Annotated in this window: 14 protein-coding genes; 2 read left to right on the top strand and 12 right to left on the bottom strand. The window is 54.3% G+C overall.

Annotated features, from left to right (window positions below):
- Positions 1-38: 38 nt before the first annotated feature.
- Both Q0W94_RS08870 and Q0W94_RS08865 read right to left on the bottom strand, forming a co-directional pair.
- Positions 39-905, bottom strand: a complete 867-nt coding sequence (locus tag Q0W94_RS08870; protein WP_297757981.1) for an SDR family oxidoreductase — start codon at positions 903-905, stop codon at positions 39-41.
- 6 nt (positions 906-911) lie between these two features.
- On the bottom strand, positions 912-1,745 hold the full coding sequence (locus Q0W94_RS08865; protein WP_297757977.1) for a fatty acid desaturase: 834 nt from the start codon (positions 1,743-1,745) through the stop codon (positions 912-914).
- Positions 1,746-2,064: 319 nt separating this feature from the next.
- Here Q0W94_RS08865 and Q0W94_RS08860 point away from each other — a divergent pair, with 319 nt between their 5' ends.
- Entirely contained in the window at positions 2,065-2,262 is a 198-nt protein-coding gene (locus tag Q0W94_RS08860; protein WP_024125917.1) for a DUF2949 domain-containing protein, read from the top strand.
- Between the two features lie 33 nt (positions 2,263-2,295).
- Here the strand turns inward: Q0W94_RS08860 and Q0W94_RS08855 are convergent, their stop codons facing one another.
- The 5 genes from Q0W94_RS08855 to Q0W94_RS08835 all read right to left on the bottom strand — a co-directional run bounded on the left by Q0W94_RS08855 (position 2,296) and on the right by Q0W94_RS08835 (position 5,882).
- Positions 2,296-2,778 carry a hypothetical protein gene (locus tag Q0W94_RS08855; RefSeq protein WP_297757973.1) on the bottom strand — a complete coding sequence of 161 codons (483 nt, stop codon included), beginning with the start codon at positions 2,776-2,778 and terminating at the stop codon, positions 2,296-2,298.
- A gap of 195 nt (positions 2,779-2,973) precedes the next feature.
- Positions 2,974-3,969 (bottom strand): adenosylcobinamide-phosphate synthase CbiB, encoded by a 996-nt coding sequence (cbiB, locus tag Q0W94_RS08850; RefSeq protein WP_297757970.1) that lies wholly within the window; start codon positions 3,967-3,969, stop codon positions 2,974-2,976.
- A gap of 38 nt (positions 3,970-4,007) precedes the next feature.
- On the bottom strand, positions 4,008-5,075 hold the full coding sequence (locus tag Q0W94_RS08845) for a Fe(3+) ABC transporter substrate-binding protein (RefSeq protein ID WP_297757969.1): 1,068 nt from the start codon (positions 5,073-5,075) through the stop codon (positions 4,008-4,010).
- An 80-nt stretch (positions 5,076-5,155) separates the two neighbouring features.
- On the bottom strand, positions 5,156-5,398 hold the full coding sequence (locus Q0W94_RS08840) for a hypothetical protein (protein WP_297757967.1): 243 nt from the start codon (positions 5,396-5,398) through the stop codon (positions 5,156-5,158).
- Positions 5,399-5,549: 151 nt separating this feature from the next.
- A complete protein-coding gene (locus Q0W94_RS08835; RefSeq protein WP_051372858.1) occupies positions 5,550-5,882 on the bottom strand; it encodes a hypothetical protein in 333 nt (110 codons plus the stop codon).
- 378 nt (positions 5,883-6,260) lie between these two features.
- On the opposite strand from Q0W94_RS08835, the gene Q0W94_RS08830 reads away from it, so the two are divergent.
- Positions 6,261-7,769, top strand: coding sequence for a pyruvate kinase (locus Q0W94_RS08830; RefSeq protein ID WP_297757963.1), 1,509 nt, complete (start codon positions 6,261-6,263; stop codon positions 7,767-7,769).
- An 8-nt stretch (positions 7,770-7,777) separates the two neighbouring features.
- Here Q0W94_RS08830 and Q0W94_RS08825 read toward each other — a convergent pair whose 3' ends face one another.
- From Q0W94_RS08825 to Q0W94_RS08805, 5 genes are all read right to left on the bottom strand, one after another.
- Positions 7,778-9,019 carry an efflux RND transporter periplasmic adaptor subunit gene (locus Q0W94_RS08825; protein ID WP_297757960.1) on the bottom strand — a complete coding sequence of 414 codons (1,242 nt, stop codon included), beginning with the start codon at positions 9,017-9,019 and terminating at the stop codon, positions 7,778-7,780.
- A 37-nt stretch (positions 9,020-9,056) separates the two neighbouring features.
- Positions 9,057-9,992: a DNA polymerase III subunit delta' gene (locus tag Q0W94_RS08820; RefSeq protein ID WP_297757957.1), complete on the bottom strand. Its 936-nt coding sequence runs from the start codon at positions 9,990-9,992 to the stop codon at positions 9,057-9,059.
- Complete coding sequence (locus Q0W94_RS08815; protein ID WP_297757953.1) at positions 9,989-12,712, bottom strand: CBS domain-containing protein; 2,724 nt, start codon at positions 12,710-12,712, stop codon at positions 9,989-9,991. Before Q0W94_RS08815 ends, Q0W94_RS08820 begins: the two co-directional genes overlap by 4 nt.
- A 124-nt stretch (positions 12,713-12,836) precedes the next feature.
- The gene (locus Q0W94_RS08810; RefSeq protein WP_315863056.1) at positions 12,837-13,331 is read right to left on the bottom strand and encodes an isoprenylcysteine carboxylmethyltransferase family protein; all 495 of its coding nucleotides are present in this window, start codon (positions 13,329-13,331) and stop codon (positions 12,837-12,839) included.
- Between the two features lie 48 nt (positions 13,332-13,379).
- On the bottom strand, positions 13,380-13,913 hold the full coding sequence (locus Q0W94_RS08805) for a 4Fe-4S binding protein (RefSeq protein ID WP_297757950.1): 534 nt from the start codon (positions 13,911-13,913) through the stop codon (positions 13,380-13,382).
- Positions 13,914-14,032: the final 119 nt, after the last annotated feature.

Below are 14,032 nucleotides of genomic sequence, written 5' to 3'. Positions count from 1 at the left end.
GCCAGGCACCGATCCTTCAGCCGGGGCGGCAGTTGACCTCAAAGACCCAATTCACGGGCGATCGCCCCTAGCCCTTCGCGGTAGGAAGGATAGCGGAGCTTGACCCCCAAAACCTGCTTGATTTTATCATTGCGCACTCGGCGAGATTCCCGCCAAAAAGATTGAGCCATAGGACTGAGATTGGCAGCCGCCAAGGGGATTGCCGGCGGTGCTGGGCGACCCAAAAGACGATAGGCCTCGAGTAGAACAGGGAGTGACTCTGAGGGTTGATCATCACTCAGGTTATAGATTTCCTGCGGGGTAGGCTGGGCCAGCGATCGCTCCAGGGTTTGGACAATATCCGCCACATGGATACGGCAAAAGTAGTGCCCCGGCTTCTCAATGAGTTGAACATCGCCTTTGAGAATGCGAGCGATAGGATTGCGTCCTTCTCCGGGGCCATAGATGCCGGGGAGGCGAAAAATGTGGGTAGGCAGATTGGCGTTGAGAAAGATTTGCTCAATCCTGACGCGGTGTTGTGAACGCAAATTTTGAGGGTTGACGGGTGTCGCTTCATCTACCCAGTCCCCTTGGCGATCGCCATAGACCCCCGTTGTTGAAAGATAGCCAAACCATTGCAGATTGAGTTTTTCTAGCTGAGGCAACAGTGCTAGCGCAACCGCATCCTCCCCTTGGCGATCGGGGGGAATACTATTAAGGACGTGGGTTACCCCCTCAAGGGCGGCTGGTGCCAAGGGAAATTGCTCCCCCTGCTGCTCCCATTTAAAAGGAAAACAGGGAATGGTGCTGAGTTCTGGGGGCAGCTTCCCCCGCCGGTTGGTAATGGCCACATCAATGCCTTGGGCTTGGAGCGATCGCGCCAACCAAGTTCCTGTATAACCACAACCGAGAATCAGAACCCGCATTGCGCGCTAGTTTTGGGAAGAAGCTGCCGGTGCCTCCACCAAACGCACCTTCGTAGCCAAGCCCAGGAATTGCAAGAAGCGAATGGTGAGCCACGTCAGATCTAATTCCCACCACTGCAAACCATGGCGTGCCGAATATTGATAGGCGTGGTGATTATTGTGCCAGCCCTCACCAAAGGTTAACAGAGCTACCCACCAGCAATTTGTTGAGTGATCCGTAGTTTCAAACGTGCGATAGCCAAAGGTATGGGTAGCACTATTGACCAGCCAAGTGGTGTGATAGACCGTTACAAGCCGCACAAAAATTCCCCAAACCACAAATGGCCAGCCCCCCCAGAGATAAAGGACAATGGCCAAGACCACCTGGATGGGAAGAAAGTACTTGTCAAGAAATCGATAGACGGGGTCATCGGCAATATCTTTGGTGAAACGGGGAATTTCTGCCTCCGCCGGCACCTCACGAAACATCCATTCAATATGGCTCCACCAAAAGCCCTTACGGGAATCGTGGTGATCATTTGGTTGATCGGAGTACAGATGGTGATGGCGGTGCAGCCCAACCCACCAAATCGGCCCCCCTTGCATTGAGAGCGTGCCGCAAAAAACCAGGAAATACTCCAGCCACTTAGGAACTTGGAAACTACGATGGGAGACCAGACGGTGCCAACCAAGGGTAATACCGATACCAGCGGTCAACCAGTGGAGCACAAGGGCCAGCAGGACTGCTTTCCAGCTAAACATGCTGGGCAAAAAAGCAAGAAGCGCACCGAGGTGGACAAAAATAATAAAGGTCGCCGTAGGCCAGGCAATGGGGGGTTTGGCAACGGTCGCTTGGGTCATGAACACATCCTTAAAACAACTGAATAGGTTGCTGTTTTCTCTAGGCTGAGCTTGAACAACACCCATCAGAGTTTAGTATAACGAGCTACGCTTGAGTATCTTTACTTAGAACGTTTTGCCCAAGACGAATCATTCAGCCTTTGCTTCTAGAAACTCCCTCTGGTGGGGGAAGGCTCTGGGGAAAGTGTCCCCGAAAATAGCAGGCATCATACCAAATAGCAGGCTGATTATTTCATTGTCTGTGGTTTTGTAACGAAATGTTGCATTTTCTCAGATTAATCCCTAGGATAGAGAGTAAGGTGTGGTAGTTATAGGAATCATGAAAACGCCACGTTGGACACGACTCATTGACTTCCTACAGCGGGAGATGGCACTGCCCACCGCGGCCATTGACTTTGGCCTCAAGCACTGCGATGAGCAGGTGAATCTGTTGCCGGTTGTTCTTTGGCAGTATGGCTTGGTGAGCCTTGAGCAGCTTGACCGCATCTTCGATTGGCTAGAAGCTAGTCAGCCCTAGGGGCGCTCTCAGGATTCCTTTATTTATTTAGCCTTAATGAATTAGTGTTTCCTTAGCAACAAAGTCGTAGCTTTGGGAAATCCCTAACTGTTGAGGCACAGAGATGGGACTTTGCCAGCCCACGGGTTCAATTGACAACAGGGATGAAGGGACTTTGAACGTTCCCCAGAGATAAACCTTCTTACCGAGTAGCTCTGGTGGAACGGTAATTTTGTAACTACAACCATTGCTACCAGTAGGTGACAAAGTAGCGGTAGCACCTCCTACTGGAAAGCTGCCGGGAGGATGCAGTGTAGCATTAATCACAATCTCATTGCAGGAGATGGAATGAGATTTAGTAACCTTCCCGATGATGGTAGGGCGCACCTGCAGATTGCTTGGGATTTTGAGTTCCACATTATTACTTGGTCGTTGCGATTGCAGGGTCTGGGTGGAAGCTAGAGGTACAGCACGGCTCACAGCGGGGCTGAGGGCAACGGCGAGACAAGCGAGAAGTAAGCCTTTTTGATTCAGCATTGGGTGTCCTTTTGTGTAAGTGGAGAGAACGGTTTTATCTAGCCCCTCCGGGGTGAATACTCTTATCCTAGATGGGTTGACTAAGAGCACCGGTGGTATTTCTCACCCCTAACTGATGATGCTCATCACCAAGGGCGGTGACCATTGCAACCGTTGAATGGAGGAATTGACCAGTAGAACGTCTTAGCTCTATTGCTAAATAGAAAATAATTTGCAAGAAATTAATAAAAGTATTCCTGTCAATCCTAAGGCCATGAGGTAAATCTGGCGGCTAAGGTCAAGCGCAGACCAGATCGTTTTTTGATCAAGGGAGTGTAACGGTTCTCCTAAAAAGGGTTTCACCTTCACCGTGCCGCGGTAGATATTCGTGCCCCCCAGACGTACCCCCAAAGCGGCTGCATAGGCACACTCACTCCAACCAGAATTGGGACTAGGATCCTTAGGGGCATCGCGGCAACACCACTGCCACACTCGCCGCCACTGCCCAGAACAGAGGGCAACGAGAAAGACCAACAACCGACAGGGCAACCATGTGAGGACATCATCAGTTTTGGCGGCAAACCACCCCCAATGGGTGTAGGGTGGCTCACGGTAGCCGATCATCGAGTCCAAGGTGCTGGCGGCCTTATAGGCCATGACCAGCGGCAAGGGACTCACTTGCGGCACGATAAGGGTGGCGATCGCCCCATAAAAGAGGGGCGCCACCATTCCATCAGTGGCGTTTTCACTGACCGTTTCTAGAACAGCGCGCAGAATCTCAGGGGGCTCTAACTCGGCAGTTTCCCGACCCACATACTTGGCCAAGGACTGGCGTGCCCCTTCAAGATTGCCAGTTGCCAAAGGTGCCAATACCTCTGCCGCTGCATCCCGTAGACTACGACCCGCAAAGCCACTGGCGGTACCCACCACAGCAATTCCCCAACCGAGGAGGGGTGAAATTGCCATCCCCAGTATCACTAAGCCCCAACTGATTAGGGCAGAACCTAGGATTAAGCTCAGGGTAAGCAGTGCCCCCCCCAACCGCTGTCCCCAAACTGGCCAGCCTTGGCCATAGTTGAACCAATGGCTGAGGAATTGGATATAGGCTCCCATCCAGCGTACCGGGTGTGGCCAGCCCCAGGGATCGCCAAAACCAAAGTCAAGGAGGGCCGCCGCCAGAAGAATCGTGTAGGCAATGAGTGGGCAAGACACAGGAACGATTAAGGGGAGCGATCGCTTATTTTAGGACGTTAGCGCCATCCCGCCCGATCCATAATCCGCAGGGCCGCGTCATTATTGCGACCAAACACTGCAGCATTGACATTCTGACCGCGGAAGTTGCCAAATTGCTTCACAATCGGATGCACGGGTACCCCCGAGCGCACTGGATATTCAAAATTGGCCATCGCAAACATTTCTTGTGCCTTCGGACTCACCAGATACTCCAAAAAGCGAATTGCCGCCTGACGATTGGGGGCGCCGGCTACGACACCGCCGCCACAGATATTTACATGGGCACCGCGATCGCGCTGATTCGGGAAGAATAGGCCCACCTTCTCAGCAATTGCACGGTCTTCTGCTTTATTGGAGGCAATCAACCGTGCCAAGTAGTAGTGATTTGCAATTGCTACACTGCCAACTCCCTCAGCACAGGCTCGAATTTGCGCCGTATCGTTTCCTTCCGGCGGGCGGGCAAAGTTTTGCACTAATCCCCGTGCCCATTCTTCTGTTTTCGGTTCGCCATGAATCGCCAACAAAGACCCGGTGAGGGATTGATTATAGATATTGCTGGAACTGCGAGTGAGAATCTGGCGACGCCACTTGGGATTGGCTAGGTCTTCATAGGTGGACAGTTGGCTTGGATTTACCTTTGATTTGTTGTAAATCAGCACCCGCACCCGCCGTGAGAGACCAAACCAGTGGCCTTGAGGCTCCCGTAGGTTTGCTGGCACAATGCTGTTGAGTACCCTTGACTGAATTGGCTGCAAAATGCCGGCTTGCTGTGCTCGCCACAAGCGACCGGCATCCACAGTAATCAGCACATCGGCAGGAGTGCGACTCCCTTCACTGCGAATCCGTTCAATGAGGGCATCAGCTTCAGCCTCAATAATGTTGACGCGAATCCCCGTCTGCTGCGTAAAACCGTTGTAGAGGGCTTTATCTGTGTCGTAGTGCCGTGCCGAATAAACATTGATCACACCCCCTGAGGACTGTTGCGCATAGCTTGACTCAGTATTTTGGTTCCAGAGGTAGTGGGTTACATAAGCTGTTGCTGCGGCGCCCATGCCCAGGAATACACGGCGACCTACTTTCTCCATAGTTGAGAATCTCTCCTAAAATCAACCCGTGGAATATTCTAGGATTAGACGGGTAATTTTGCAATTATTTCGCAATAAGTTTAGCCTTTGCCGTACCACCACTGGCGATCGCTCGCCGCCAGCTCTACCCAATAGAGGGTTATGACCATCATGGTGTTTGTTTCAATGTGGCGCACCCAATAGCTGGGATGCCGTTTTGTCGCCCTATCGAGGACAAGCCGCCGGCCAATGCGTCGCCAACTGGGTTCTTTGCTGCGCCAAGCAATGCGACAACAGGGCCACGGTAACTGTTCCCGATCAAAAAGGCGACAACAGGCCCCCACGACTTCATAGCTAAAGGAACAACCCGGACTGTGAAAACGCGTGCCGCTAGGCCAAAGGGGTGGGAGTTCTCTGATTACGGAGGAGGCAATCAAGGAAATACACCGGAGTGCAGACCAGTTCTCCAGTGTATCAGCAGATCAGGCATTGACCTTAGGGTTCTTGGGCTGCAATCAAGAGCGCACAGCAGCTAAAGCCGATGACAAGTGGAAACAAAGACTGAAGCCAGCCACTCAAGCCCGTGGTGACTAGAGCGATCGCCAGGGCCAACATCTGTAGGCGTCGTTGCTGCGGCGAGAGGGCAACCGGCAGTTCAATGAATTGCAACCCCTCCGTGGGCAAGGGTAGGGGCATCACTCCCCCCGGTGGAAACGCCCAATACTGGTACTGCTCAATGAAGAGATCGGTCCAGCCGTGTTCTTGGCACCAGGCCACTGCGGACTGATAGGAGTATTTGAGTAGCTGCAACGAAGGATGACGATCCATAGGGGCACTGGTAAGGGCACGACAATCAACATCTCTATTGAGAACATAACAGAACTGGGAAATCTGTTTGGAACGCCTGTAGTAACTCTTAATCCTTTTGCTTGGGAGAAAATTAAGATTCCCCAAATGAAGGCGGCAGATATACTGAAAGATAGATAGAGTTGTGTCAGAAAGAAATACGGTTTAGGCGCAACTGATCGTTGCAGCCCATTGATGTAAAGAAATGTTTATTTATGTTTTGCCGTGAGGGGTATTGTTAAGCCATTAATTTATGGTTTTCAAGGATTATTAAATTTCTCCCAAATCCCTATGAAATCTTGATTTGCCGTAAATCCAGCCCAATCATCCAATCCCTTAAAAGTTATCTAGGAGGCGGTCATGTTGCTGGAGGTGCCAACTGTACCCATTTCCCCTGCTGCCCTGCTCCATAGCCTGTTAGAACTGCGGCAGGAAATTACTAAGGAGGGGGACGCCCGTTTTCAAGAATGGCAATCAAAAATTAAGCGATCCGAATTTATACCTAGTGCGCGCAATCTTGCCTACTATTTGGCCTTGCGCTGGCGGGATCTACGGGCAATGCAAATGGCCTTGATGCCTTGGGGGTTGTCGTCCCTAGGACGGATTGAGTCACGGGTGCTCCCCAATTTGGATGCGGTGATCAATACCTTGGGTGCCCTTTGTCATACCCATGAGGCTCTGCCGCCGCGCCCACCCCTTGAGGCTTTTTTTGCGGGCGATCGCCAACTGCGCCGCCAAACGGAGGAACTCTTTGGCCCGATTCGTGGCCAACGCCATGTGCGGATTATGGTGACCCTCCCCACTGAAGCGGCCACTGACCGGCAATGGGGTATTACGCTCCTGCGCAAGGGAATGAACTGTGCCCGCATCAACTGTGCCCACGATGACCCCGCTACTTGGGAAGCGATGATTGAGCATCTGCGTGTGGCAAGTCACATGACGGGTCAACCCTGCAAAATTCTCATGGACTTGGGGGGGCCCAAACCCCGCATTGCCGACATTTTTCCGCAAACGGTGCGCGTCCACAGGGGCGATCGCCTGCGACTGACAACGGAAATTTGCTCTGATGGCGCAGAGATACCGCAATTCACCTGCTCCTTGCCAGAAATTTTGCCCCAATTAGAGGTGGGGCAGCGGGTTTGGATTGATGATGGCCACATTGGCGGTCGCATTCTCAGCAAAGATGCCCAAGGGGTAGAACTCACCATTACCCACTGCAAGGAAGGGCAGCGGCTGAAGGTGGCCAAGGGCTTGAACTTCCCCGACAGTGATTTGCGCCTGTGTCCTTTGACCGCGAGCGATCGCGAGCATCTGGCCTTTGCTTGCCGCCATGCTGACATCATTGGCTACTCCTACGTTCAGTCCGCTGAGGATATTGCCCTACTGCAACGGGAACTGGCGCATCATTGTGGCGATCGCGCCAATCAGATAGGCATCATTGCCAAAATTGAAACCCCCAAAGCCATTCGGGCACTGCCAGAACTGATCATCCAGGCGGCAGGTCAACAACCCTTTGGTGTCATGATTGCGCGGGGCGATCTCGCTGTTGAAATTGGCTACCAACGCTTGGCGGAAATGCAGGAGGAAATCCTCTGGATCTGTGAGGCTGCCCACGTGCCTGTGGTGTGGGCCACCCAAGTCCTGGAGAACTTAGTGAAAAAAGGCGTGCCCTCCCGTGCCGAAATCACCGATGCAGCCATGGCGGAGCGAGCGGAGTGTGTCATGCTCAACAAAGGCCCCTATGTGGGGTTAGCAGTGGATATTCTCGATGATGTCCTTGCCCGCATGGAAGCGCACCAGCAGAAGAAAACGCCGCAACTGCGGGCACTGCACTCTTGGCACCCCTACGAGACCATTGGGCGCCAATAAACCTAGGATTAACCCTCAGAGAAAATGCTGGGGCGAATCTTATCCCCCTGCCGCAGGGGGCGACTAGAGCGCACGACATAGCGATCGCCGGCCTTGAGGCCACTGCGGATTTCCACCTGGCCCTGCCGCCGTTGGCCGAGGGTGACCTGCCGCTCCTGCACGCGATCGCCCACGACCACAAAAACGCTCCCCTGCCGTGAGGAGAGTTGCCCCTCTTCAAACCCCCTCAGGGCAGACTCGGGAATCATCAAGCGCGGCGCCTTCGCTCCTTGGAAAGCCACCCGTGCCAGTAAGCCACTGCCCAAGCGTTCATCGGCATTGTCAATCACCACTTCCACAGGAATCAGACGGGCCGCGGCAGCAGCAGGTGAAATTCGGGTAATCCGCCCTTCATAGATACGGTTGGGCACCGCATCAAACGTGACTGTTGCCCCTTGGCCGGGGGCTAGTCTAGCCAATTCCCGTTCCGAGACCTCCACAACCACTTTGAGCTGACGTATATCCCCCAGACGGAGAACTTCCCCCCCGGGTTGCAGTAGGTTACCCACTTCGGTGAGTCGCTCTAGCACCACGCCATTGAGGGGCGATCGCAGGAGAGCTTGATTCAACCGTGCCCGTGCCTGTTGAACAAAGGCCATTTGTGCTTGTAGCCGACCCTGAGCAACGGCCACCCCCTGTTGGGCCGTCACCACCTCTGCTTCGCGGGAACGCAGTACCTGCCGTGCTGTTTGCGCTGTTGTGCGTGCCTGTTCTGCGGCTTGAGCTGGCACTGCCCCATCCTGGAGGAGGGTTTGCAGGCGTTGGGCGTCACTTTCGGCCTGTTGGAGGGTGAGGCGTGCTTCCGCGACGGCAGTCCGGGCCCGCTGGACAGCCGCTTGGGCTTGGTGCACTTCATTGCGGCGGGCAGCGAGTTCTGCCTCTGCTTGAAAAAGGGCATTTTTGAGCACAATGGCATCCACCTCTGCCAACGGTTGCCCCACTTGAACGCGATCGCCCACATCCACACCGAGGCGAATCACTTGACCTTCCACCTGCGATCGCACCAAGACTTCCCGGTAGGGGCGAGTGGTGCCCGTCAGGGTTGAGACGGTTGCCGGTTGCTCCAAGCGGGCCACGGCCACATCCACTGCGATCCCTTTGGCCTCTGGACGGGCCACAGCGGCTGATTCCAAACGCGTTGCAGTTGACTGACAGCCCCCCACAAGAAGGGCGATCGCCAGCGCCCCTAGCCATTCTTGTCTTGCCATCATCTGTCTGACCATCTTCGCAACTGCTGCCGCCAGCCTATCACAGGGTCCCCAACTGCATCAGTAACACTTCCCAGACAAGGCGAGGTTGAACGTACTGCTGCAAATACTGGCGGGCCTGCTCCAATTGCTGAAGCACCCCAACACACTGAGGCAATCCTCTTTCCTGCCAAATTTGTTGCTGCATTAGACTGAGGAGCCAGAGCTGCCGTTCCACATCCAGGGATTGAGTAATGTCCCGTGCCAATTCCAAAGCCCTTTGCAGAGGTAGGGGAGCAGTCAACTGTTCACCGAGGTGGCGAAACGCCTCAGGAATCTCTTGCCATGTTTGCCACGCGTGCAAAATTGCCCCCGGAGATCCTGCTCCCAACTCCAGGAGGGCGGGAGTGACTTGATGCCAAAAGTCAGGGGGCACCACCTGTCGCAGGACCTGCTCGACATCCTGACGACTCAGGGGATAAAAGGGAATTTTCTGGCAGCGGGAAACAATTGTACTCAGGAGTGCCGACGGACTCGGGGCAATTAAAATCAAGGTGGCACGCCCTGGTTCTTCGAGGGTTTTCAACAGGGCATTGGCGGCGGCTTCGTTCATGGTTTCAGCCTGGGTCAAGACCACCAGCGATCGCGGCGCCGCCATAGGTGGTTGGCTAAGGTGACGGCTAAGTTGGCGAATTTGCTCTAGGCGAATCTGGGGGGCACTGCGGGGAATCTCCCTATCGGCCGCCAGCAGTTGGCGACGGGTGTAGAGCGTTCCCTGGACACTGTAGGTGGGTTCAATCCACAGGACATCCGGGTGGTTGCTCAGATTGCTTGCCTCATTGAGAATCGCTTGCAGAAAACAGCGGGCAGTGAGGGCACGGCCAACCCCCTCAGGGCCAACAAAGAGATAGGCCGGTGCCAGTCGCTGGCGATTAAGGGCATGGGTCAACAGTTGCACAGCCGTTGGTTGACCAATGACAGGACGAAACCAATTCATGGCTTGGGGAAATGGGCTTCAACATAGGCAATGGCACTGGCGCGATCGCTCACCAGGCCATCGAGCATCGCCGATCGCAAAGCCAGGAGTATTTGCCGCAATTGTGGTCCCCGGGCGTAGCCCAACTGTTGCAGATCATGGCCATTCAAAGGTGGCCTTTGCACGCGCCACTGCCAGAGATACTGCCGCAGTAAACCCACCTCCGCTAAGGCTGCCTGATTCCCTATTGCCTTGAGCACTGCTGCCAAGAGCACAATGAGCGGTAGGGGGTGAGTCTCCAAAAACGCCCAGTAATGGCTGGGCTGTTGTGTTGTCTGCCGCAGTCTGTGCCATTGCTCTTGCAGCTCAGGAAAGTGGTCTAACCACTCCCCTAGGTGCTCCCCCAATTGCAGTTGGCGGGCGATCGCCCCCGCTGTGGGCACGGTCACAATCAAGGCCAACAGTTCTAGCTCCCAGAGGGGAAAGGTTTGCCACTGCCGCCGCTCTGGGATCTCTGGCCACCACTGCCAAACCAACTGCAAGCGCACCTTCGCCGCCTCATCAAAGGTGACTTGGCGATCTAAACAGCCAAGGGCACCCAACTCCGCTAGTAACGTCAAGGCCCGCTCACCGCCAAAGTGTTCGTTTGGGGCAAGGGGCAGTTCAAGGATGTGGCGCAGTTCATTGCGCAGCCGACTTTGTAGGGAAGGCCGTTTTGAGGTGGGGCGATCGCGGGTGGCAAAGACACCGCTGGTGAGGGCATATTCAATGTACTGGCGGGTCTGCGGCTCCAGTTCAAATCCCAGGCGCACCGCAAAACGCACGGCCCGAAAAATCCGCGTTGGGTCTTCGATAAAACTATTGGGGTGCAGAACCCGAATCAGTCCCCGCTCTAAATCCTCCTGCCCACCAAAAAAATCCAGAACCTCCCCGTGGCGCGGTGGAGTGAGGCGCATGGCGAGGGCGTTGATGGTAAAGTCGCGGCGGTAGAGATCTTGGCGAATCGAACTGGCGGCCACTTCTGGATGCGCGGCCGGATAGGGGTAGAACTCACTGCGGGCAGTGGCAATATCCACGGCAAACCCTGCCAAGGGTGATGCCTTCGGCCAATGGAGCGCCGCCGTTTGAAACTGACCGTAAATCTGTAAATCGGTTTCTGGGTAAAGTTCATGGAGTGCTTGCGCCAAATGCACCCCGGCGGCCTCCTCCTGCTGTACCCCATCTACCACCAAGTCAAATTCCCGTGTGGGTAAATGGTGATTCCCCTGGGCGATCGCCAAGAGCAGATCTCGCACCGCTCCGCCCACGAGGTACAGTTGCCAGCCACGCTCCCTGGCGATCGCTGCCGCCCGCTGTAGCAGTGCCCACAGTTGCTCCGGCAACCGTCGTCGTAGGGCCTCATAAAGGTTTAGGGTCGGCAAGGGGCACACTGTTTCCCTTTCGCGGTTGAGGGCATAGAGGTGCCGTAATACATCAGTACGGGTGACAATCCCGACGAGCTCACCCCGCTCATTCACCACCGGTAACCGCCCAATATCGTACTGCACCATGAGGGCCTGAATCTCCGGCAGCGGCGTGGACGGGGAGACAGTATGCACTGGTGCTTTCATATACCCTTTGACTGGAGCGTGGGCAAACCCATGGTGCAGGGCCACATCCAAATCGCGCCGTGAAATAATCCCCTGAAGTTCCCCGTCCGCACTCACCACCGACAGACCGGAATGGCCATAGCGCAGCAAAACACGGTGGGCATCGGCAATGGGCGTTTCTGGACGCACGGTTCGCACGGGCGACGACATGAGTTCGGCAGCGGTGGGGGGATGGGGGATTTGCTCCTGGAGGGCAGTCAATAGACCCTTGAGGAGTGCTTCTGGCGTTTGTGTGGTCACTGTCACTGCCGCTGCCTGGGCATGACCACCCCCACCCAGGGGAGCCAGTAAATGGGCAACATTGACATTGGGAATGTGACTGCGGGCAATAATGGCCAGATGATGTTGGCGATATTGATGACCAAGGAGCAGCGCATCGGATTCACTGAGCTCGACGAGTTGGGTAATTAAGCGTGAAAGGCCAGGAAGATACTCCGCCGTATGTAGCAATACCCAGCCCAGCCGATAGCCCTGATAAGTCACTTGCTGCAGATTAGCCCAAGCCTCCCGGAGGAGGGGTTGCAAGTTCTCACTCAAACCGGCCTCGGAATAGGTGGCGATCGCCCGCTGATTTGCCCCTTGGCTCAACAGCCACGCCAAGGCCTGCACATCCCGCACCGTGGTTTGCTCAAAGGTCAGGGAACCCGTATCGGCGTGAATCCCTAGGGCCAGGACAGTTGCTTCTGTGGGCCTAAGGCTAATTTCTGCCGCCTGCAACTGTTCGCAAACAATGGTGCTGGTGGCTCCAACAGGTTCTAACCATTGCTGTTGCGAGACAATGTCCCCCCTCATCTCCAAATGGTGGTCGTACAGACCAATTTGTACTTGGGGTTGATCCAGCCATCCTGCCGCTTGCCCCAACTGGCGACGCCATTGGGTATCCACTACCCAAATCTGCCGCAATTGGCTGGGGTCAACGGCCCTTGCTTCAATGAGAGGGTATTCATCGCGATGGTAGGCCAAAAACTCCCCCACCTTGGGGTGGGTCCCCCCTGTCAAGACAATTTTCGTCCCTGGATAAAGGCGGGTCAGGCCAACGGCTGCCCCAAGGGTGTCAAAATCAGCAATTTGATGACAAAGAACAACGTCCATCAGAACTTCCGCACGGGGGCAGTAGCAATAGTTGTGAGCTGGAACTACCCTGTATCTAGTCTGCGGCAAGTTGTGCTCAAGCTGTGTTTCAGCAAAGGGATAAAAATTAGTAGTCAAAATAAAATTAGTAGAGAAAAGGAATCAGTTTTTTCACCGACTGCCGATAGGTTGAGTAATCCTTAAACTTAGCCGATAGCCACTGTTCCTCTCGAGTTGCCTTGCGGTCAAAAAAGATGAAAAGAGCGATCGCCCCCAGCCCGTGGGATAGACTGATTTGCCATACCCCATAGGCCAATGCTAAAAAGATAACACTGCTGTAGATAGGGTGGCGTACCCAACGATAGGCCCCCGTGGTTACTAAATGAGCGTTTTCCTTGGGATGGGGGAGGGGGGTTAAATTTGCTCCTAAATTCAACAGACCAGCGATAGCTAAGCTTAGACCAATAAGGCCTAGAGAAAGCGTTAACCCCAGACGCACCGCAAAGGGCAGGGTTATTACGCGGACGACCGGCAGCAGAATAAAGCCAATACCCAGCACCGTTTGACCAATGACCCAAAACTCTCCCCGCTGATTGCGCCACCAGTCTTTGCTAAAGCCCCACTCTTGCATTGTATTCACCTTGGTTGCCTCGGTTAGTGAATACCTTAAATTGTAGCGATCGCGTGCTTACTCCACCGGTGGCAACAATTTTGTCGCTTTAGCATTGACTTTTTTCGCCTTTGCCTGGCCACTTCCCAGTTTGCCCAAAGATTCTTGAAGCGTTCCCATTGGGCAAATCGCGCACCACGCCCGCTGATTAAAGAGTACCCCTAACAGAATAGCCACAATGGAGGTGACCACACACATATTGACAAAGAGACCACCCACGGCCACCCAGTTGCCCCATGCCAACGTCATGCGAATGGCAAAAACGGTCATGATAAAGCTAAACACAGCCCAACGAAAACTCTGTTTTTTGAAGAGTTTGGGATAGGGACGGTGGGGACTAAAGTGATAGAGGACAATATCAAGGAATGCCCCACGAGGACACAGGTTGCCACACCAATAGCGGCTCCGAAAATAGGCCAGCACAGGAATTCCCAGCATCATTGCCAGCATCAGGTACCCCAGCCACGGATACCAGAGCCCACCGATCGCAATTAAAAAGAACAGCCAAATGGTCGCCCACTGACTGGGCTTGCCCCGCAACGATCGCTTCATAGGATGGCTACCATACAATTTTATAATCTTATATGAGTATAGAGTTATCTAGTAGAGAAAGTCAAGGCCTAGGTGCAGCGCCGTCATGACTCTTTAGGTTCCTTACGGGTTTATCTTCT

It is taken from the genome of Thermosynechococcus sp., assembly GCF_025999095.1.
GTDB lineage: Bacteria > Cyanobacteriota > Cyanobacteriia > Thermosynechococcales > Thermosynechococcaceae > Thermosynechococcus.
Note: the sequence above shows the minus strand (reverse complement) of the source record. Positions and strands in the feature narration are given on the sequence as shown.